The sequence below is a fragment of the Sphingopyxis yananensis genome (genome assembly GCF_020687785.1).
GTDB lineage: Bacteria > Pseudomonadota > Alphaproteobacteria > Sphingomonadales > Sphingomonadaceae > Sphingopyxis > Sphingopyxis yananensis.
On record NZ_JAJEWI010000005.1, the window covers coordinates 149,240 to 170,233 of the forward strand.

Genomic DNA, 20,994 nt, shown 5'->3' on the forward strand with positions numbered 1-20,994 from the left:
TGATCAGGCAAAGCGACCATGACGGTCGGCGGTGCCTTTGTCATCGCTGTCGGTGTCCGGCAAGCGCTCTGATGCCGTTTCAATTAAATGGTGAAGTTCGTTTTGGCTACTGCGACCTTGGCCATTGTTGTTTTGCCGTGTCATATCTTGCGGCGTGTGGGTGACGTCCGCCCCCGCAACCCGCACGCCTTGTTGGCGCAATTCATCGACCAGACGGCTTTGGGCCGCCGTCACAATGGCGGCGGTCTGTTCATGTTGCGTGTCCATATGCACCGATACGCCTTGTTCGCTTTGCATCATTGACACATCTAAACGGCCCAAATGGCGCGGCATTAAGCGGAAACTAATATCGCCGGTCGCGGATTTGGTGGCGGCAATATCTTTGGCCAATTGCTCGATCCACGCATCGTCGCCGTGCATGTCCAGCCAATGTTCGGGCACGGCTTGCGCCGCTTCGGGGGCGCTCGCGGCTGAGACGGGGCTGGCGTTGACGGTGCCGGTGGTGATCATGACCGACATGGCGGCCCCCAAATCGGTGGCGGGCACCGCCGTCGATGCTGCCAAGCTGGGCATGGCAAGGGGGGACGCCGATGACGTCATGCCGCGCAGCAAGGCGCTGGGCGCCGCCATGGTGGGGTCAGCGGCGCTGCGTTGTTCGGCTTGTGCTAGCGTCGATGGAGCGGTGCTTTGACCAACAGGCTTGCGCGATTGGGTGGTGGCTGGGGCCATCAGCATGTCCGCCACGTTGACGCTGCTGCCGCTTGGTTGGTCGAGCGCGGCGATATGCGCGTCGGTGGCTGGGGTCGACGCTGTGGGCGCGATGCTGTTTCCAGCCGCCGCCAGCGATGCTGCGATGATGGGCGCGGCAGACGTGCCGGTGGGCGCTGCGCTGCTAAGCGACAGCAATATATCCAGCGCCTCAGCCTGTTGGCGGGCCTGTGTGCTGGCATGGTCGCTTGGCTCGGCAGGGTCGGCCAATGGGCTGACGTCGGTTGGCGCGTCGCTTGATGTGTCGGTGGCGCTCTGCGGCAGCTTGGCGGACAAGAGGGCGGCGGCATTTTGCGAGACTATTATATATTCGCTTGTTGTCGGCGCGGGCGCGGCGATTTGTTCGGCCAATTGGGCGGCCATATCCAGCAAATCTTGCGTGGTGGCTTGGCCAATCTGGCTGAGGTCAAAAGGCAGCGCCGCCAGTGGAGCCGCTGCGTCGCCATGGGCGGGCAACGCGGCGGTCGGTGCTTGGCCGTTATTGGCGGCGAGGGGTGTATCCATGTCGGATTGTGACGAGCGCAGCAGCTGCAAGATGACGTTTACGTCCTGAAAATGGCCAGCGCCTTGCTCGGCGCTGCCACTGCTGGCGGCAGCATTTGGGGCGCTTTGGGACAAGAGCGCGCCAAAGCCCAACAGGTCGGCCTGTTCACCCCCGATGGTGCCGAGCGGTGATCCGGCAAGGCCATTGGCGGGGGGCTGCATTTGCGCAAAGGATGGAAGTGCGCCCATCATTCGACACCCCCCTTCATCAAGCGCAGGCTCATCGCGCCGCGGCGGTGGGGACGGTTGGCGTCACGGCGGCGTTCCATTTCGACTTCTTCCGCTTTGCGGGTGCGATCATAGAGGCGCTGAGCCGATTCTTCTTTCATCATAGCGCGCTGGGCCAATTGATTCATTTGGTCGCGGCGGCTGCTGGCATGTTGCATCGGCGTGACCAAGCTTTCTTTGGCCATGTCCAGACGCATGGCCAATTCGCCCATGCTGTTCATGGCGCGGCCCGCAATAATGCCCTTGGCCATCGCCAGATCTGCCCGCAAATTTTCCAACCGCTGGGATAATTCCACCAGATTCGCCAATTCGCCATTGGCACGGGCCAGATTGGCTTCGGCCAATTGATGTTCAACAGAACGCACGCGAATAATCCGTTTGCGGCGTGCAGTGGCGGCGTTCATGCGGAATATCCTTCAATCAAAGCTTGACGAGACGCTTGGAAATCAACCTGCGCTCCGGCGGGTTGTGATACAAAAGCCAATTGTGATGCGCGGTGGGCAATGGCCATATCCAGCACCGGATCAGTTCCGGCGACATAGGCCCCCATCAGCATCAAATCGCGATTTTCTTCGTAAATCGACCAAAGCTGGCGGAAACGGGCAGCGGCGGCTGCATGGTCCGCGTCAATGCTATCGGCCATGGTACGCGACAGCGATTTGGCGACATCAATGGCAGGGTAAACGCCCTGTTCGGCCAAGGTGCGGGACAAAATAATATGGCCGTCGACAATGGCGCGGGCGCTGTCGACGACCGGGTCGTCGATATCGCCGCCATCGGCCAGAACGGTATAAAGGGCGGTAATCGATCCGCCGGTTTCGCGGTCAATACCAGCGCGTTCACACAAAGATGGAATCAGCGCAAAGACCGACGGCGGATAACCTTTCATGGTGGGCGGTTCGCCCAAGGTCAGGCCAATTTCACGCTGAGCATGGGCGACGCGGGTCAGGCTGTCGATCAACAGCAGCACTTTTTTGCCCTCATCGCGAAAGGCTTCGGCAATAGCAGTGGCGCGCATGGCGGCGCGCAGGCGCAGCAAGGGCGGGTGATCGGCCGGAACGGCGACCACGACCGATTTTTTGCGCACATCAGGCGGCAATTTGGTTTCCACAAAGTCGCTGACTTCGCGGCTCCGTTCGCCAATCAGGCCAACGACAATGACATCGGCATCGGTCCCAGCAATCATTTGGCCCATCAGCACCGATTTACCAACGCCGGAGCCAGCGATGATCGCGACACGCTGGCCTTCGCCAACGGTTAGCAAGCCGTTGATGGCGCGCACGCCCATATTCATGGGCTTGGTCACACGCCCACGGCGCAGCGGATTGACTTTGCGGCCAGCCAGCGGCCATTGAAATTGGGATTTGATGCTGGGGCGACCGTCCAAGGGATTGCCTTGGGCGTCGATAATCCGGCCCAGCAAGGCCTTGCCACATGGAACCATGCTGCTGGCACCATGAGGTTCGACGGGCGCGCCCGTGACCAAAGGTTGGTTGGTGTCAAATGGCAGAACCAAGCTGCGGTGTCCGCGAAAACCCACCACTTCGCCGTTTACATAATCGCCATTGGCCGATTTGATGCGAACATTGCTGCCCAATGGCTGGGGAAAGCCCGACACTTCCAGCATGATCCCTTCGTGCGCGACCAAGGTGCCAATGCGGCGCGGGGATGCTTTGGAAAGGTCAACGCCGTTCAGCAATTGCTGGGCAGACAGGGCCATGCGGCGGGTCATGTTGGCATGGCCTCTTTGCCCAAGGCCGAACGCAATTCATCCAGATAGACAGCACGGCCATGCTCAATCCAGCCCGCCGATGTTTCGATACGGACGGTGCCGCGCATCATAGCGGGGTCGGATTCCACCGGCAGTTTCAGCTCGGCGTCATAGAGCAGCGCCGCGTCGGCGGGGTTTACCCACAAAGTGCGGGCTTTGTCAGCCTCGGCGACCATGGCGGCGGCGATTTCGGCCTGATTTTTCAGCCACTCCGCGTCGATGGGTGCGGCTTCGACAATTTGATGCACCAGACGTTCGACGGTTTCCGCGATCAACTGCGCCAATTCCTCGCTGGGTTCGTCCTGCAAAGCCTTGGTTGACGCGATCAGATTCAGCAATTGCGTGCGTTCCATCTGATGCGCCGTTTCGGCAATCCGCTGCCCTTCGGCAAGGCCGCGCGCAAAGGGATCGTCATCTTGGTCGATGGGGACGGCGGAGGGTGCGGGCACAGGGGCCGCATGTTCGTGAACCAGTATATCGCTTTCCGGCGCGGACGGCGCGGCGAACAAATAGGGACGAAAGCCATTATTCTGGGCCATCGCGTCGGCCAAGGCGACCGGTTTGAAATTTTGCGAGCGAATGAACTCAGACATATTCTTCCCCCGCGCCAGCGACCATGATTTCGCCGGATGCCGCCATTTCGCGGACAATCTGCATGATGGATTTTTGTGCTTCTTCGACGTCGGCGCGCTTGACCATCGTCATTTCGGCCATTTCGTCGCGGATGGTGTCGGCGGCGCGCATCGACATGGTGGCCAAGCACAGATCGGCCATCGACCGGTCGGCCCCCTTCAAGGCCACCGCCAATTGGGCGGCGTCTACGCTGCGCAAAACGGTGCCAAGGCTCTTGGCATCCAGATCGCGCAGATTTTCAAAGATGAACATTTCTTCTTCGATAATCTGGGCCAGCACCTTATTCTGCTTTTTCAGCGCGCGGATGGTGCGCTCCGACAGCGATTTCGGCATTTTCTTCATGATCTTGGCGACGTCGCTGGGACCGCCAATATTTTGTTTCGCAACCCGCTGCCCATCGGCATTGGCATTGGCCAATACGGCTTCCAAATCTTCGATAGCCGCAGCGGGGACGGAGGTTAGCTGAGCGGCGCGCAACACCAGATCGGCCTGCAATAACTCGTCCAGCGTTTCGACCGCGGCGGCGGCGACATCGGGCACCAAAACCGACAGGATCAATGCGCCGACTTGGGGATGTTCGCCAGCCAGCAGGCCACTGATCGCCTCGACATCCATCCAGCGCAGCATTTCCAAGGACGCGGCGCTGCGCTGCGGGGCGATTGAGGCCAGAATATTGTCGGCGCGCACATTGCCGACCGCCTGATGAATGACGGTGCGAATGCGCGTGTCGGCCCCTACTGCCAGCGCGCTGATGTTACGGCTGCGGCTGACAAAGCTTTCCAGCGCTTGTTCAATTTCTACTTCGCTGGCGTTGGCGGCGTTAAACATGCCCTTGGCCAATTGGCGCACTTCTTCAGGGTCCAAATGTTTCAGGATGGTCGCCGCTTCGCTTTCGTCCAGCAGCATCAGCAAAATTGCCGCGGCGGCTGGCCCGTCAATGGCTGGCGCCGCGCCGTTCAAGCCTTCCTCATTGCCTTGCATCATATTGAAATCAGGCATTGGAGCTACCTTGCATCAATTGGCGAACGACCAAGGCTGCGCGTTCGCTATCTTGGCTGACAAAGGCCCGCACCAAATTGGCGCGATCTTCATAGCTGGGGGCGGCTTCGATCATATCGAGGGTGATTTCATGGTTGCGCCGTTCGGGAATGATTTCGGCGGGTGGTTCAATGGCGGCCATCAATTGGGCTTCCAGCGCGACCTGCGCCTTGGCGGCGTCGATCTTGCGCTGTTTGGCGGCGCGCATCATTGGGCGACCGATAAAGAAGAAAGCGAGCAGGGCGACCAGCACGGCAAAGCCTTGCTTGGCCAAAGGCGCGAACCAAGGCTGTTCGTAAAATTCAACCTTTGGTTCTTCGATCTGGATGAAGGGGCGTTGGTTGATCGCCACCACGTCGCCGCGCGCCGCATCAAAGCCAACGGCACCTTTGACCAAGGCATCAATTTTGGCGAGGTCGGCGGGCGTCAGGGCCTTTTGGCCTTGGTTCAGGGCGACGGCCACCGACACACGGCGCAGACGGCCTTGGGGATTGTGGGTGACCGAAACTTCGCGGCCCACTTCGAACGCGCGGGTCGAATTTTCATTGCTTTGCGTGCCAGCACCGCCCGCTGCGCCTGCCGTCGCTGCGGCGGTGCCATCGGCGCGTTCGGCTTGCAATTGCGTGGCTTGGGGCGCTTCGTTGGACAGTGCGCCGGGGATGCCGACGGCGGGCGCGGTGGTGCCGCTGACCGAACGGTTGATTTGTTCGCGGGTCAGGGCGCGGTCATTTTCGGGGAAGCTTTCGCGGGTCGCTTGGCTTTCGGACATGTCCACATCGGCATGCACTTCGACCGAGAAATTGCCGACACCCAACATGGGGCGCAGCAAAGTGTCGAGCGCACGGCGGAAACGGTCCTCCATCTGCGTTTGCAATTGAAACGCCTTCATGTCGCTGGATGTGGCGGTGTCGGACAGCAAAGCGCCGCGTTGGTCGATCACCGACACTTGTTCCGCGTTCATGCCGGGCACGGACGATGCGACCAGAAAGCGAATGGCTTGCACCTGACCATCGGTCAACGTGCGGCCGTTCAGCAGGGTCAGCATGACCGAAGCGGTGGCGGGCTTGTCTTCGCGCACAAACAGGCTGGGTTCCGCTGACGCAATATGCACGCGGGCGCTCTGCACGGCGTCAATCGCTTCGATGGTGCGGGACAGATCGGCTTCGCGTGCCCCGCGCAGCGTTTCGCCTTCGACCGCGCGGCTGGACCCCATGGGCAGCGATGAAATCATGCTGTCGCCCGTGGGCTGCGCCTTTGGCAGGCCTTGGCTGGCCAGCGCCATGCGGGCTTGATGCACTTTGTCAGCGTCAACGGTCAGGGCGCCGCTGCCACTGTCGATGGTGTGGGGAATGCCCGATGCAGTCAGGGCGTCGGCCACAGCCGCTTTGTCGGCGTCCGCCATGCCCGCATATAATTGGGTTTGCGGGGCGGATTGGGTCAGGAAGTAGGCCATGGCGGCGATGCCGACGGCAGCCGTGGTCGCAATGGCGGGCAAAGCGCGTTGAAGCGCGGGTTGCTGGGTGAATTGACGCAGGGGTTCCAGACGGCCACCGAACAACTCGGTCGCCCCACTGGCAGGACGGGTCGCCGTATTGGGAACGGGTTGATTCATCATATCGATGGGGGCGAGGGCGTTTGCTTCGGCCATGGATTACACCGGCATATTCATGATGTCGCGATAAGCGGACAGCAATTTGTTGCGGACTTGCAACGTGGTTTCAAAACCCAATGATGCTTTTTGGCGCTCGATCATCACGCTGACAATGTCGTGCGTATCGCCGCGTTCATAAGCTTCACTGGCTGAACTCGAACGGCTTTGTTGTTCATTGACCTGTTGCAACGCATTGTGAATGGCTGCGCCGAAATCGGGCACGGCATTTTGGGATTGTGATGGGTCGATGCCGCCGGATGCCAGCGGGCCCCGGCCAGCGGCGCGTTGCAATGCTTCGTTCTGATTGAGAATCGTGCTGCGCATTTGCAAAAGCCGGCTCTGATCAATCGTGCTCATAAAGTCTCATCCATCCGCTTGCGCACAATATTGGAAATGCTGTGCGCCGTTATGAATGATTAAAGCAAACAGCGTGCCAGTTTTGAAAAGGCGCTGGATTTCTGATGTTTTCAGCGCTGGGCTGGGCGGGTGTCGAACTTTTGACGGATTTTTATAGGGACTGCCGATGCGTCATGCGCCGTTGGTGACAGATTTTTGAACCGCAGTAGCGAAGATAGAGTTAACCGGTCGTTGGTGATGTGATGACCCGCCAATCTGAAGTGTGTCATCATGAATTTATATTGTAATAAATTGATTTAATGTAATTTTCTTATGAGTTGGGAGTTAAGTCCGGTGGATGTTCTATATCATAGTATAAGTTTAGTGAATTGAGATTGATAATGTCGTTGATGAGGGGGGCGGTGAATTCGCGCGGTCGGTATCGTAAACTGTTTCATGTGCGGAATTTGTAAAAGTATATTTATATAAAAATATTTTATTTTAAATGCTTAAACTTCGGTCAAGCCTGCCGTTAGCGACGATAACACTTCTCGGCAGCACCCCTGAAAAGCAGGGGACAGGGAAGGGTCGAAAGGAAGATCGTGACCGTAATCAATACCAATGTTAGCGCCCTTCGTGCCCAAAATAACTCGCGCGTTGCGTCGAACATGCAAACGATGGCGATGGAACGCCTGTCGAGCGGTAAGCGCATCAACAGCGCCAAGGATGATGCCGCTGGTTTGGCCATTGCGACCCGCATGGATGCCAATGCGCGCGGTATGACGCAGGCCATTCGCAACGCCAATGACGGTATTTCGGCATCGCAAACCGCCGAAAGCGCGATGGGCAATGTGTCGTCGATTCTGGTGCGTATGCGCGAACTGGCGATGCAAGCCGCCAACGGCACCAATGGTGATACCGACGTGGCGGCGATTCAGGTGGAAGTTGCTGCGTTGATTGAACAAATTGGCGACATTTCTGATCGCACAGGCTTTAACGGCAAGAAATTGCTGTCGGGCGGTACCACCGAATTGGTGGCTGCGGATGCTGGGGCAACGCCGCCGGTTGATCAGGTTCTGGGCACGGAAATTGAAATTCAGACCGGAACCAACAGCGGTGATGTGGTTAAGCTGCAAATCGCCAATATGGACGCGACATCGTTGGGCGTTGCGGACATTGATTTCACGGCGGCTGGCGGCGCTTCTGATGCTTTGGCGGTGCTGGACAAGGCCATTAATACAGTGGCGTCGCAACGCGCCAATATTGGTGCGCAGCAAAATCGCTTGGAAGCATCGATCGACAATTTGACGTCGAACGTCACCAATTTGCAGGCGTCGAAATCGCGCATCGAAGACGCTGATTTCTCGGCAGAATCGACCAAATTGGCCGCCGCGTCGATCTTGTCGCAAGCATCGACCGCGATGCTGGCACAGGCGAACCAAAGCCAGCAGGGCGTGCTGAGCCTGCTGCGTTAAGAATTTGTCGAAACGGTCATGACCTAATTCGATATTTGCTGGCGGTTTCATAATATGCGTCCGCCAAGCGGAATGAAAAAGCGCTTCGCAACCAAGCGGAGCGCTTTTTTGTGTCTGGCGCGCCCAAATGGCTTTGCTGTGTGATACTAACTGCCGTGATCGATAATCTAGAGGGACGAAGAGACGCATCACATCATGAAACAGGATATTGAAATATAATGATATTATTTAATTATAAAAATCTCAGTATATTTTAATTTAAACTTGCTTCGCTTCTGCCGTTACCGAATTCATCACCGCCAATATGCCGCAAAAATCGGCGTTGGGGGATTGGATGGTTGGAAGGGAAGATCATGACTGTAATCAATACGAACGTCAGCGCCCTGCGCGCTCAGAATAATTCGCGTATTGCTGGCAAAATGCAGGCTACCGCAATGGAACGTCTGTCCAGCGGTAAGCGCATCAACAGCGCCAAGGACGACGCCGCTGGTCTGGCGATTGCGACCCGCATGGATGCAAATGCACGCGGTATGACCCAAGCAATCCGCAACGCCAATGACGGTATTTCGGCCGCCCAAACGGCGGAAAGCGCGATGGGCAATATTTCGAACATCTTGGTGCGTATGCGGGAACTGGCGATGCAAGCCGCCACCGGCACCAACAGCACGACTGACAGGGACGCGATTCAGGTCGAAGTCGAGGCGTTGATCAGTCAGATCGGCGATATTTCGGGTCGTACCAATTTCAACGGAACAAGTTTGTTGTCCGCTCCAGCGCCAGCAACTCCGCCGCCCGCACCTGCACCGACACCAGCTACCTCGGTTACTTTGGCGATCCAAACGGGTCTCAAAAGTGGTGAAACGGTGGATCTGGAAATCGACTTTATGGATGCGACATCGCTTGCAGTCGCTACGCTGGATGTATCGACCGAAGCTGGTGCGTCCGCTGCGCTGACCGCATTGGATACGGCCATTGATACGGTTGCCAGCCAGCGCGCCAATATTGGTGCACAGCAGAACCGACTTGAAGCCGCGATCGACAATCTGACGTCCAGCGTCACCAATTTGCAGGACAGCAAATCGCGTATTGAAGATGCGGACTTCTCGGCTGAATCGACCAAGCTTGCTGCGGCATCGATCTTGTCGCAGGCATCGACGGCGATGTTGGCACAAGCCAACCAAAGCCAACAAGGCGTGCTGAGCTTGCTGCGTTAATAGACGCACCATCGCAAGGCGATTAACAAAAAAGGCATCCCTTGAAATTGGGATGCCTTTTTTGATTCTAAATTTGGGAAAATATGCACCGTGCGGAGTGCATGGTTTGCCGCATTTTATCGGTCGCTAGGGTGCGGAAATAGGCCCTTGCGCCGCACTGTCCCCGCCCAAAGCACGGAATAAATTAATCCGCGTTTGGGCGTGTAGATATTGCGTCTGAATCTCGCCCCGCCGTGCGGTGTAAAGGCTGCGCTGGGCTACAAGGCTGGCCAGAAAACTGTCGATCCCGCCGCGATAGCGCGCTTCGCTGAGCCGCGCGGTGTCAAGTGCGGCATCGCTGTCGTTGCGGGCGGCACGCAGGCGTTCTGCGATGGTGGCTTGCACAGCCAATGCGTCCGCCACTTCGCGAAATGCGGTTTGGATGCTGCCTTCATAACGGGCCAGCGCTGCATCGCGGCGCGCCTGTGTGGCAGCCACATCAGCTTTTCGTCCACCAAAGTTAAAGATGGGCGCAGCGACATTGGCACCAGCGGACCAATTCCATGCATCGCCGTTGAACAGGCCGGACAGCGCATCGCTGGCCAAACCCAGCAAGCCGGTGAGGGAAATGGACGGAAATAAGCGCGCGCGGGCGACGCCAATATTGGCGTTGGCGGCCCGCAAATCATATTCGGCTTGTATCACGTCGGGTCGGCGCAGCAAAATCTCGCTGCGGGTACCAGCAGGCGGTGCACCGATTCCGGCGGATGCCTGTGCGAGGCTAGCGGGCAGCAAGGCGCGATCGACATCTTGTCCGATCAATAGCCGAATGAGATTCTCATCCTGTGCCAAGAGGGCGGTTTGCTGGGCGATACTGTCCTCGGCGGTGGCCAATATTTGTTCGGCCTGTCGCAGGTCGGTGCGTGGGGCGATGCCGCCGTCTAGTCGCGCCTTGGTCAGGCGCACGCTTTCGCGGGCATTTTTGGCGGTGTCTTCGGCGATGGTCAGCAAATCGCGATTGGCGCCATAGCTGGCCCATGCACTGGCCAGTTCGGCGATCAGGGCCAGACGCACCGTGCGTGATGCCGCCTCGGTTGCCAAGGCGGCATTGCGGTCCGCCGCAGCAGCGTTGGACAAGCGGCCAAAGAGGTCGAGTTCAAAGCCGGTTACGCCGCCGCGCAGGGCATAGCTGGATCGATCCGCCACACCGGATTGTCCGGTGCGGTTGGCGCTGCCGCTCAGGCCGATATCGGGAAAGATATCGGCGCGGCTGGAACGGGCCTGTGCGCGGGCGGCGCTGACATTGGCATAAGCGACCCGCAGATCGCGATTTTCTTGCAAAGCTTGCTCGATCAAATGTTGCAGCTGCGCATCGGTGAAGATGTCGCGATAGCTGACCATCGGCAGCGCGGCTTCGCTTTCCATCAAGGCGGCGTCACCGATTGGCCAGCTTTGCGGGACGGGCGGCGCTGACAATATGGTTTTGGGCGCCAGCGAACAGCCCGCTAGCAAGAAAGGAACCAGCATCAGGGGCGCCAAACGCAGGGCCGTATGGCTGTGAAGGCGGGGACGCTGCGTCATGCCGGATTCTCCTGACCCTGTTCTTGGGAAGGGTTGTGCCCTGTGCGCGCCTTGATGGCCGCGATGCCGTCGCGAACCCCGCGGCGCACCAACACAAAGAACAGCGGAATGAAGAAAATGGCCAACAAGGTCGCCGCCAACATGCCGCCGATCACCGACGTACCGATGGCGATGCGGCTATTGGCACCCGCTCCACTGGCCAAGGCCAAGGGAAGGACGCCAAAAATAAACGCAAAGCTGGTCATCAAAATTGGGCGCAGGCGAATACGGGCCGCAATCAACACTGATTCTAAAACGCTTTTGCCCTTGCGTTCTTCTTGTTCCGCAAATTCGATCATCAAAATGGCGTTTTTCGCGGCGAGTCCCATGGTGGTGAGCAAGCCAATTTGCAGATAAACGTCATTTTCCAATCCGCGCAGGGACACCGCCAATACCGCCCCCAACAGGCCCAGCGGAATGATCAGCATGACGGCAAAAGGAATCGACCAGCTTTCATATAAAGCGGCAAGGCACAGAAAAACGACGAGCAAGGACAGCGCATAGAGCAGGGGGGCTTGGCCGGAGGAAATACGCTCCTCGAATGACGAACCGGACCATGCCACGCTGGTGCCCGCAATTTCAGCCGCCAGTTTTTCCATTTCCGCCATGGCTTCACCGGAGCTGACGCCGGGTGCTGGCTGGCCGGAGATTTGATAGGCTGGCACACCGCCAAAGCGCGAGGTGCTGGCGGGCGTGGTGGACCAGTCAATCGTCGCAAAGGCATTAAATGGTGCCATATTGCCACTGGGCGCGCGGACATACCATTGTGCCAAATCTTCTGGCTTGGAGCGATAGGCCGCATCACCTTGCACATAGACACGTTTGACACGGCCTTTGTCGATGAAGTCGTTGACATAGCGGCCGCCCCATGCGGTGGACAAAGTGTTGTTCACATCGGCGCTGCTCAGGCCATAAGCTGACAGCCGCTGGGTATCGATATTGATTTTCAGCGATGCGACATCAGGCAAATCCGTCAGCCGTACCGTTGCCAATTTGGGATTGGCGCTGGCGGCGGCAACCAACTGGTCCCGTGCGGCGGCAAATTCGGTGCGTGACAGGCCGCTACGATTTTGCAGATGCATGGAAAATCCGGATGTATCACCCAGACCGCGAATGGCGCCGGGCACCAGTACGAAAACCTGTGCATCGCGAATGGCAGACAGGGCTTGGTTTGCGCGGCCAGCAATCGCCTCTGCGCTATTATCGGCGCCTTTACGATCGTCCCATTTGACCAAGTTCATAAAACCTTGGCCGGTATTTTGACCCGTGACGCCGCCGCCGCCGCCGCCCGCAATCAGGAACAAGGTGCGGATATTATCGGCTTCATTGTCAGCAAAATATTTCCGTACTTGCTCGCGCACTTCGATGGTGCGTTCCTGCGTGGTGCCAGCGGGCATACGAAATTGTACCGCGACATTGCCTTGGTCTTCGTTGGGCAGAAAACCGCTTGGCAAACGCAGGAATAAAAAGATCAGCGCGACCAATAACAGGCCATATAGCCCCAGATAATGCCATTTCTTGTTCACCACCTTGGCCACGCTCTGGGCATAGCGGTTGCTGGTGCGATCAAAACCCGTGTTGAACCATAGTTTTGCACGTTCCAGTCGTTGTTGCAGCGCAGGAAAGCGGCTGGGGCCATCGTCATGCTGCTGGTGGTGATTGCGCAGCAAGGATGATGTGAGAGCGGGGCTGAGAACCAGCGCAACCAGAACCGACAGGCCCATCGCGGCAATGATGGTGACAGCAAATTGTTGATAAATGACGCCTGTCGAGCCGCCAAAAAAGGCCATGGGCAGGAACACGGCAGATAGCACCAGACCAATGGCGATCAGCGCATTTTGCAATTCCTTCATCGACCGAAATGTCGCTTCGCGCGGGGTCATTTCCGGATTTTCCGCCAGCAAACGCTCAACATTTTCCACGACAACAATCGCGTCGTCGACCAACAGGCCGATTGCCAGCACCAAACCAAATAAGGTCAGCGTATTGATGCTGAAACCCATCAGGTAAAATATGCCAAAGGTGCCGAGCAACACGACGGGAACGGCAATCGTGGGAATCAGCGTCGCGCGCCAGCTTTGCAAAAAGACGAACATGACGATGACCACCAAGACGATGGCCTCGATCAAGGCTTTGACGACCTCGCTGACCGATAATTTGATGAAGTCGCTGCTGTCATTCACATAGGTGAAGCTGAGGCCGTCCGGAAAATCCTTTGCCAATTCCTCGACACGGGCTTTGACACGGTCGGCCGTTTTCAAAGCATCGGCACCGGGGGCGGGGAAAATCATCATGCCAGCGGCAGGGTGGCCATTCATCTGGCCAGAACCGCCATAGCTTTCCGCGCCAATCTCGACCCGCGCGACGTCCTTCACGCGCACCGTGGCGCCATCTTGTTCGGTTTTCAGGACGATATTTTCAAATTCTTCGGGCGTTTGCAGGCGCGACTGGGCTGTGACCGATGCATTGAGCAACTGTCCCTTGGGGGCAGGCAAGCCGCCAACCTCGCCAGCCGCGATTTCGCTATTTTGCGCGCTGATCGCGGAAATAACGTCAGACGGCATCAGGCGCATGGCCGCAAGGCGTTGGGGATTCAGCCAGATTCGCATCGCATGGGATGAACCGAATATGACAACTTCACCCACGCCCTCGATTCGGCTGATGACATCTTGAATATTGGTCGTCAAATAATCGGATACGTCATAATTAGACCGTGTGTTTGTGTTGTCATACACATTGACCATCATCAGCGGCGACGCGCTGGATTTGCTGACCCGAACGCCTTGGGCTTGCACTTGTTGTGGCAGGCGCGAAATGGACGATTGAATGGCATTTTGAACCTGAACCTGTGCGATATCAGGGTCGGTTCCCTTGGCAAAGGTGGCGGTCACGCTGGCCTGTCCGCGCGAAGTGGATTGCGAACTGAAATAGAGCAGGCCATCAAGACCGGTCAGTTGTTGCTCCAAAATTTGGGTCACGCTATTTTCAATCGCCTCGGCGGATGCGCCGGGATAATTGGTGCGGATATTGACCTGTGTTGGCGCAATGTCGGGATATTGTTCGACCGCCAATCCGCGCAGGGCGCCAAGGCCGCCCAGCATGACGATGATGGCCAAAACCCATGCAAAAATGGGGCGTTCAATGAAAATCCGCGACATGGGGATCAGCCGCCCTTGGTCGGAGATTGGGCGGCGGATGATTTCGCGGCAGGACTTTTGGGTGCAGGGCCAATTTGCGGGACCGTGCTGGCGGGCACGGGCCGAATGGGCATGTCATGTTTCAAATTGTTCAAACCCTGGGTGATCACTTTATCACCCGGTTTCAAGCCATCGCTGATCACCCAATTCCCAGTGACCGTGCGGTCGGTGCTGACCTTGCGGCGTTCGGCCTTTTGGTCCTTGCCAACCAGCATAACATAGGCGCTGCCGTCAAAATCGCGCAGAACCGCTTGTTGGGGCACCAAAATGGCATTGGGCGTCACAGCCTGATCGAAAATGGCCGTGACGAACATGCCGGGTAACAACAGCCCATTGGGGTTGGGGAAGCGCGCGCGAATGGCGACCGTTCCGGTGTTTTCATTCACCGTGACTTCGGAAAATTGCACCTTGCCGGTGGCGCCATATAGGCTGCCATCCTCAAGCTTTAGGCGGACGCTGGCATCGCCTGCGGTTACGCCGCCCTTGGCCAAGGCCTGACGCAAGCGGGTGAGTTCGGCGCTGCTTTGCTGGATATCGACATAAATCGGGTCCAGTTGCTGGATGACGGCCAGCGGGTCGGCTTGGCTGGCGCTGACCAAAGCGCCGGGGGTGGCGATAGACCGGCCGATGCGGCCGCTGATCGGCGCGGTGATGGATGCGAAGCGCAAATTGATGCGTGCCGTTTCCAAGGCCGCGCTACTTTGCGCCACTGCGGCGCGGGCGATGCCAGCATCGGCGACGGCGTCGGTATAATCTTGTTCGGCGACAGCTTGCATGTCCGCCAAGGGTTTCAGGCGCCGCGTTTTTTCATCGGAGGCGCGGGCGCGCGCTTGGGCGCTGGCCAGATTGGCCTCGGCTTGTTTGACGCTGGCTTGGTACAGGCTGGCGTCAATTTGATATAAGGGTTGTCCCGCGCGCACCATTGCCCCTTCGGTGAACAGGCGTTTGCGGATCAGGCCCGTTACTTGGGGGCGCACTTCGCTGGTTTCAAAGGCGATGGTGCGGCCACCCAATTCGGCGGTGATGGGAACCGATTGCTGGGTCACCGTGACAAAGCCAACCTCTGGCGCGCCGCGATCAGGGCGTGATTTATCGTCACCGCTAGAACATGCTGTTGTCAGCAGGAATATGGCACTGAGCGCCCCGATCAGGGGCCGCGAAAGTTTCGCTGACATCAACAATCTCTATATTTTCTCAGGCTGCGGCGCATGGTTTTGTCACTTATTCAACGGATTGCGAATAAGTCGCAAGCGCTTTGTCGCTGTTGCGACAATTTGCGACAAAATAGTGAATGAAAGTGTAAATTCTTTCGACGAACGGTCAATTTGGCGAAGGATTAAGCAGGTGGCGGCCTTGCCATATTTGATTTTCAATCCAGTCGATGAAGGCGCGCACCCGCGGTTGGTGAACCAGATCTTGATGCAGCGTCAGCCAAAAGCTGCGTTGCAGGCGTTTGTCCGGCCAGATCGGGTGCAAATCGGGATGATCGGCGGCCAAAAAACAGGGCAAAACCCCGATGCCCGCACCCGATGCAATCATATGGCTTTGTGCGATGATGGACGATGACCGCGCTGTGGCCTTTAGGCCGGGTTCGATTTCTTCGAGATAATCCAGTTCGGGGGCATAGAGAATGTCCGGAATATAGCCGACAATCGGGATGCCGCTGGTGCTGATGCGCGTGTCGCTGGACCAGCTATGCCAGTCGGGGCGGGACGTCGGGGCATAAAGAGCCAGTTGATAATTGGCGATGCGGCGGGTGATCAGTGGGCCTTTGCGGGGCTGTGCGAGCAAAATCGCCAAATCCGCCTCGCGCCGTGATGGGTTAAGAAAGCCGCTGGAGGCGACCAGATCAACTTCTAGGGCCGGATGGGCATGTAGAAAATCATGCAGGCGGCTGGCCACAAAGTGGCTGCCAAAGCCTTCCGACAGGCTGACCCGCAATTGACCGCTAATATTGCTGCCCCGATTTTGGGGAGTGTCCAGATCAATGCGCGCCGCAGCGCTGGCCATGGCTTCGGCATGGGGCATCAGGTCGCGGCCTGCCGAGGATAAGAGGAACCCCGCGGGTGAGCGTTCAAACAGGCGTTCGCCCAATTGATTTTCCAAGGCGCTAATTTGGCGGCTGACGGTGGTGGCGTCGACCTTCAGGGCTTGGGCCGCCCGTGCCAATGTGCCGTGCTGTGCCACGGTCAAGAAATATTGCAGCCTGTCCCAATTCATATGCTGCAAATATGCAGTTTTGATCTGCAAGTCTATCTGTTGCGATAAAAACTCATGTGATGGAGCATGGCTGGGAAGGGTGCACAGCGCCGACCGATATGAGGAGAGGATGACCTCCATGCGACAGATTGACCATATGATGGCTGGCGGTGCGGCCACGACGGCGGGCCGTTTTAGCGATATTTTGGACCCGAATAATGGCGGTGTGCAGGCCCGCGTTGCCTTAGGCGACCGCGCTGTGCTGGACCGCGCTGTTGCTGCCGCCAAGGCGGCGCAGCCAGCATGGGCCGCCACCAATCCCCAGCGCCGTGCGCGGGTTATGTTTGAATTTAAGCGGTTGGTCGAAGCCAATATGCAGGCGCTGGCCGAAATGCTGTCTGCCGAACATGGCAAGGTGATTGCCGACAGCAAGGGCGATATTCAGCGCGGCTTGGAAGTGATCGAATTTTGCTGTGGCCTGCCGCATGTCTTGAAGGGCGAATATACCCAAGGTGCCGGCCCCGGCATTGATGTTTATTCGATGCGTCAACCGATCGGCATTGGGGCGGGGATCACGCCGTTTAACTTTCCCGCGATGATTCCGCTGTGGATGGGCGGCGTGGCGACATCGGTGGGCAATGCATTTATTTTGAAACCTAGCGACCGCGACCCATCGGTTCCCGTGCGTTTGGGGGAATTGTTCCTAGAAGCCGGTATGCCCGAAGGCATTTTCCAAGTGCTGCATGGTGACAAGGAAATGGTTGATGCCATTTTGGACCATCCCGATATTGGGGCGGTCAGCTTTGTTGGATCGTCGGACATCGCACATTATGTCTATGAACGCGGCGTGGCGGCTGGCAAGCGCGTGCAGGCCATGGGCGGCGCGAAAAACCACGGTATCGTCATGCCCGACGCGGATTTGGATCAAGTCGTCAATGATTTGACAGGCGCGGCCTTTGGTTCTGCGGGCGAACGCTGCATGGCTTTGCCAGTCGTGGTGCCCGTGGGCGATGATACTGCCGAGCGTCTGCGCGCCAAATTAATTCCTGCCATTGAGGCGCTGCGCGTGGGCGTATCGACGGATGCCGATGCCCATTATGGTCCGGTGGTGACACAGGCCCATAAGGAAAAGGTCGAAGGCTGGATCAGCAAATGCGCTGAAGAAGGCGCGGAATTGGTGGTCGATGGCCGCGGATTCACCCTGCAAGGCCATGAAAAGGGTTTCTTTGTCGGACCTACCTTGTTCGACCATGTGACGCCAGACATGGAAAGCTATAAGGAAGAAATCTTTGGGCCCGTGCTGCAAATCGTGCGCGCCCCTGATTTTGAAACCGCGCTCGCGCTGCCCAGCAAGCATCAATATGGCAATGGCGTGGCGATTTTTACCCGCAACGGTCATGCCGCACGGGAATTTGCGGCGCGGGTGAACGTCGGCATGGTGGGCATTAACGTGCCGATTCCCGTGCCAGTGGCCTATCACACATTTGGTGGGTGGAAGCGGTCGGCCTTTGGCGACACCAACCAGCACGGCATGGAAGGCGTCAAATTCTGGACCAAGGTGAAGACCGTGACGGCACGCTGGCCCGACGGGTCGTTGGACGGCACAAATGCCTTTGTCATTCCGACCATGGGCTAACATGGATCGGGGATAAAATGGACCGCTGATCAAGGGTGAAACCAATTGGCTTCGTGACCTATTATGGTTGACGATAGGCAACAGAAACGGAGACGATGATGTACGGTAAATCTTTGATCGCTTTGATGGCCAGTTTCCCGCTGGCGGCCTGTGCCGCCACGGACGGCAGCATTGATACGGGCGCGGCCCCGCTGGAAATGAAATGTGTCGCGGATAATGTTCAGCATTTGGTGGGCCAGAAAGTGACCGACGCGACAGGCCCCGAGGTGTTAAAAGCCACGGGTGCCCGCAATTTGCGCTGGGGTCCGCCACGGTCCGCTTGGACGATGGACCTGCGGACAGACCGGGTGAACATCAGCTATGACGACAATATGATTATTGGTCAGATTAGCTGCGGATAATATCGCCCCTGCGGCATAGAGAGAGGGATGCATGACGGATCAATTCCAACTGACCGAGGACCAATTGGCCATTCAGGAGATGGCCCGTCGATTTACGGCAGATGCGATTACGCCTTTTGCGGCGGAATGGGACGAAAAGAGCCATTTTCCGCGCGATGTCATTAAATCTGCGGCCGACTTGGGTTTTGCAGCCATTTATGTGGGTGAAGAATCGGGCGGTATTGGTCTGAGTCGGTTGGAAGCGGCATTGATCATGGAGGCCATGTCCTATGGCTGTCCGGCCACCAGCGCCTTTTTATCGATTCACAATATGGCCAGTTGGATGATCGACAGTTTTGCCGACGCGGATCTGAAGGCCCGCTATCTGCCCGACTTGGTGACGATGGATAAAATGGCCAGCTATTGCCTGACCGAACCGGGTTCGGGGTCGGATGCAGCAGCCCTGAAAACCACGGCTCGGCGTGAGGGGGACCATTATATCGTTAATGGCACCAAGCAGTTTATTTCCGGCGCGGGCGTGAATGACGTTTATGTCACCATGGTTCGCACGGGCGACAATGGCGCCAAAGGCATTAGCTGTTTGGTGATCGATAAAGAGACGGACGGTGTCAGCTTTGGCGCCAAGGAACGCAAGCTGGGTTGGAACGCGTCGCCCACCGCGCAACTGATATTTGATAATGTGAAGGTTCCGGTAGAAAACCGTGTGGGCGCAGAGGGCGATGGTTTTCGTTTTGCCATGGCGGGATTGGACGGCGGGCGGCTGAACATTGGCGCTTGTTCGCTGGGCGGTGCGCAGCGCTGTTTGGATGAAGCCGTGGCTTATACCAAAGATCGCCAGCAATTTGGCCAAGCCATTGCCGATTTTCAAAACACCCAATTCATGTTGGCGGACATGGCCACAGATTTGGAAGCATCGCGGGCCCTGCTCTATTTGGCGGCGGCCAAAGTCACGGCGGGCGCACCCGACAAGACCCGTTTTTCGGCCATGGCCAAGCGTTTGGCGACGGACAATGGGTCGAAGATTGTCAATGACGCGCTGCAATTATTCGGTGGCTATGGTTATTTGAAAGATTATCCGATCGAGCGTTTCTGGCGCGATTTGCGCGTGCATTCCATTTTGGAAGGCACCAATCAGGTGATGCGGATGATTGTGGGAAGGGACTTGCTGCGGTGATGAGCGATGATGTTTTAATTTCTGTCGAAGGCGGGGTTGGCCGGATTTCGCTGAATCGCCCCAAGGCGATCCATGCGCTGAACTTGCCGATGTGCGAAGCGATGACCAAGGCCTTGTTGGATTGGCAGGCCGATGATGCGATTTCAGCCGTCATCATCGACCATGCCGAGGGACGCGGTTTTTGTGCGGGCGGCGATATTCGCATGTTGGCCGAAAGCGGGGCTAAGGGCGGCGAGGAAGCCCGCCAATTTTTCCACACCGAATATCGCTTGAACCATTTGCTGTTCACTTATCCCAAGCCGATCATCGCCTTCATAGACGGTATCACCATGGGTGGCGGCGTGGGCATTTCTTTGCCCGCAAAATATCGGGTGGCGACGGAAAATACCCGCTTTGCTATGCCGGAATCTGGCATTGGCTTATTCCCTGATGTGGGCGGCGGTTGGTTCCTCCCGCGCCTTGAAGGGCGCATGGGGGTGTTTTTGGCGCTGACGGGCGCGCGGATTAACGGCGCAGAATGTGCGGCGCTGGGTTTGGCGACCCATTATCTGCCTGCCGAGAGCTTGGCTGACGTCAAGGCGGCCTTGGTGGCAGATGCTGCGCGGATCGATCAGATTTTGGCGGATGCATCGGTGGTGCCGCCGCCAGCGGAGATTTTGGGTGATTTGCCGCTTATAAACAGCTTGTTTGCTAGCGATCGGCTGGAGGATATTCTTGCCGCGCTGCGCGCCGATGACGGTGCATGGGCCGCCCAGCAATTGGATATATTGCTGACCAAATCGCCGCAAACCTGCAAGGTCACGCTGCGCCAATTGGCCGAGGGTGCGCAGATGGCGGACTTTGCGAGCCAAATGGTGCAGGAATATGCCATTGGTGCGCGGGTCGTGACGATGCATGACTTTTTGGAAGGCGTCCGCGCCTTGATCATCGACAAAGACCATAGCCCGAAATGGAATCCGCCGACAGCCGAGGCCGTGAGCGACGCGTGGATTGATGCCATTTTCGCGCCATTGCCGGAACAGGAACGTTGGACACCGCTGGCGTGAACGAAGCGGCTTGAAGGCTGTTCATCGGGACCATTTAGTGCTTTGGGACAAGCGAAGCTGGGATGGGGCCGATTGGCGTCGCGGG

17 protein-coding genes are annotated in these 20,994 nt (G+C 57.7%); 6 read left to right on the plus strand and 11 right to left on the minus strand.

All coding sequences use genetic code 11. The features are described from left to right. Positions 1–3 precede the first annotated feature (3 nt). Genes LKO31_RS03265 through fliE form a run of 7 tightly spaced genes read right to left on the minus strand, consistent with a single transcriptional unit; the run spans position 4 to position 6,989 of the window. Positions 4–1,503 (minus strand): flagellar hook-length control protein FliK, encoded by a 1,500-nt coding sequence (locus LKO31_RS03265; protein WP_227688643.1) that lies wholly within the window; start codon positions 1,501–1,503, stop codon positions 4–6. Next, on the minus strand, positions 1,500–1,943 hold the full coding sequence (locus tag LKO31_RS03270; protein WP_227688644.1) for a hypothetical protein: 444 nt from the start codon (positions 1,941–1,943) through the stop codon (positions 1,500–1,502). Before LKO31_RS03270 ends, LKO31_RS03265 begins: the two co-directional genes overlap by 4 nt. Next, on the minus strand, positions 1,940–3,271 hold the full coding sequence (locus tag LKO31_RS03275; protein WP_227688645.1) for a FliI/YscN family ATPase: 1,332 nt from the start codon (positions 3,269–3,271) through the stop codon (positions 1,940–1,942). The genes LKO31_RS03270 and LKO31_RS03275 overlap by 4 nt, the downstream gene beginning before the upstream one ends. Beyond that, positions 3,268–3,903 carry a FliH/SctL family protein gene (locus tag LKO31_RS03280; RefSeq protein WP_227688646.1) on the minus strand — a complete coding sequence of 212 codons (636 nt, stop codon included), beginning with the start codon at positions 3,901–3,903 and terminating at the stop codon, positions 3,268–3,270. Before LKO31_RS03280 ends, LKO31_RS03275 begins: the two co-directional genes overlap by 4 nt. After that, positions 3,896–4,942: a flagellar motor switch protein FliG gene (locus tag LKO31_RS03285; protein WP_227688647.1), complete on the minus strand. Its 1,047-nt coding sequence runs from the start codon at positions 4,940–4,942 to the stop codon at positions 3,896–3,898. The genes LKO31_RS03280 and LKO31_RS03285 overlap by 8 nt, the downstream gene beginning before the upstream one ends. Next, on the minus strand, positions 4,935–6,629 hold the full coding sequence (fliF, locus tag LKO31_RS03290; protein WP_227688648.1) for a flagellar basal-body MS-ring/collar protein FliF: 1,695 nt from the start codon (positions 6,627–6,629) through the stop codon (positions 4,935–4,937). Before fliF ends, LKO31_RS03285 begins: the two co-directional genes overlap by 8 nt. 3 nt (positions 6,630–6,632) lie before the next feature. After that, positions 6,633–6,989 carry a flagellar hook-basal body complex protein FliE gene (fliE, locus tag LKO31_RS03295; protein ID WP_227688649.1) on the minus strand — a complete coding sequence of 119 codons (357 nt, stop codon included), beginning with the start codon at positions 6,987–6,989 and terminating at the stop codon, positions 6,633–6,635. Positions 6,990–7,570: 581 nt separating this feature from the next. Here fliE and LKO31_RS03300 point away from each other — a divergent pair. Both LKO31_RS03300 and LKO31_RS03305 read left to right on the plus strand, forming a co-directional pair. After that, positions 7,571–8,443: a flagellin N-terminal helical domain-containing protein gene (locus LKO31_RS03300; RefSeq protein WP_227688650.1), complete on the plus strand. Its 873-nt coding sequence runs from the start codon at positions 7,571–7,573 to the stop codon at positions 8,441–8,443. A 353-nt stretch (positions 8,444–8,796) separates the two neighbouring features. Then, positions 8,797–9,657 (plus strand): flagellin N-terminal helical domain-containing protein, encoded by an 861-nt coding sequence (locus LKO31_RS03305; RefSeq protein ID WP_227688651.1) that lies wholly within the window; start codon positions 8,797–8,799, stop codon positions 9,655–9,657. 126 nt (positions 9,658–9,783) lie between these two features. On the opposite strand, the gene LKO31_RS03310 is transcribed toward LKO31_RS03305, so the two are convergent. From LKO31_RS03310 to LKO31_RS03325, 4 genes are all read right to left on the minus strand, one after another. After that, positions 9,784–11,217: an efflux transporter outer membrane subunit gene (locus LKO31_RS03310; RefSeq protein ID WP_227688652.1), complete on the minus strand. Its 1,434-nt coding sequence runs from the start codon at positions 11,215–11,217 to the stop codon at positions 9,784–9,786. Next, on the minus strand, positions 11,214–14,414 hold the full coding sequence (locus LKO31_RS03315) for a multidrug efflux RND transporter permease subunit (RefSeq protein WP_227688653.1): 3,201 nt from the start codon (positions 14,412–14,414) through the stop codon (positions 11,214–11,216). The genes LKO31_RS03310 and LKO31_RS03315 overlap by 4 nt, the downstream gene beginning before the upstream one ends. A gap of 5 nt (positions 14,415–14,419) precedes the next feature. Next, on the minus strand, positions 14,420–15,628 hold the full coding sequence (locus tag LKO31_RS03320; protein ID WP_227688654.1) for an efflux RND transporter periplasmic adaptor subunit: 1,209 nt from the start codon (positions 15,626–15,628) through the stop codon (positions 14,420–14,422). A gap of 145 nt (positions 15,629–15,773) precedes the next feature. Next, positions 15,774–16,703, minus strand: a complete 930-nt coding sequence (locus tag LKO31_RS03325) for a LysR family transcriptional regulator (RefSeq protein WP_320443474.1) — start codon at positions 16,701–16,703, stop codon at positions 15,774–15,776. Positions 16,704–16,791: 88 nt separating this feature from the next. Here LKO31_RS03325 and LKO31_RS03330 point away from each other — a divergent pair, with 88 nt between their 5' ends. The 4 genes from LKO31_RS03330 to LKO31_RS03345 all read left to right on the plus strand — a co-directional run bounded on the left by LKO31_RS03330 (position 16,792) and on the right by LKO31_RS03345 (position 20,909). Next, complete coding sequence (locus LKO31_RS03330) at positions 16,792–18,288, plus strand: CoA-acylating methylmalonate-semialdehyde dehydrogenase (protein ID WP_227688655.1); 1,497 nt, start codon at positions 16,792–16,794, stop codon at positions 18,286–18,288. Between the two features lie 95 nt (positions 18,289–18,383). Continuing rightward, the gene (locus tag LKO31_RS03335) at positions 18,384–18,689 is read left to right on the plus strand and encodes an I78 family peptidase inhibitor (RefSeq protein WP_227688656.1); all 306 of its coding nucleotides are present in this window, start codon (positions 18,384–18,386) and stop codon (positions 18,687–18,689) included. 31 nt (positions 18,690–18,720) lie between these two features. Continuing rightward, entirely contained in the window at positions 18,721–19,863 is a 1,143-nt protein-coding gene (locus tag LKO31_RS03340; protein WP_227688657.1) for an acyl-CoA dehydrogenase family protein, read from the plus strand. Then, entirely contained in the window at positions 19,863–20,909 is a 1,047-nt protein-coding gene (locus LKO31_RS03345) for an enoyl-CoA hydratase/isomerase family protein (protein ID WP_227688658.1), read from the plus strand. Before LKO31_RS03340 ends, LKO31_RS03345 begins: the two co-directional genes overlap by 1 nt. Positions 20,910–20,994 lie beyond the last annotated feature (85 nt).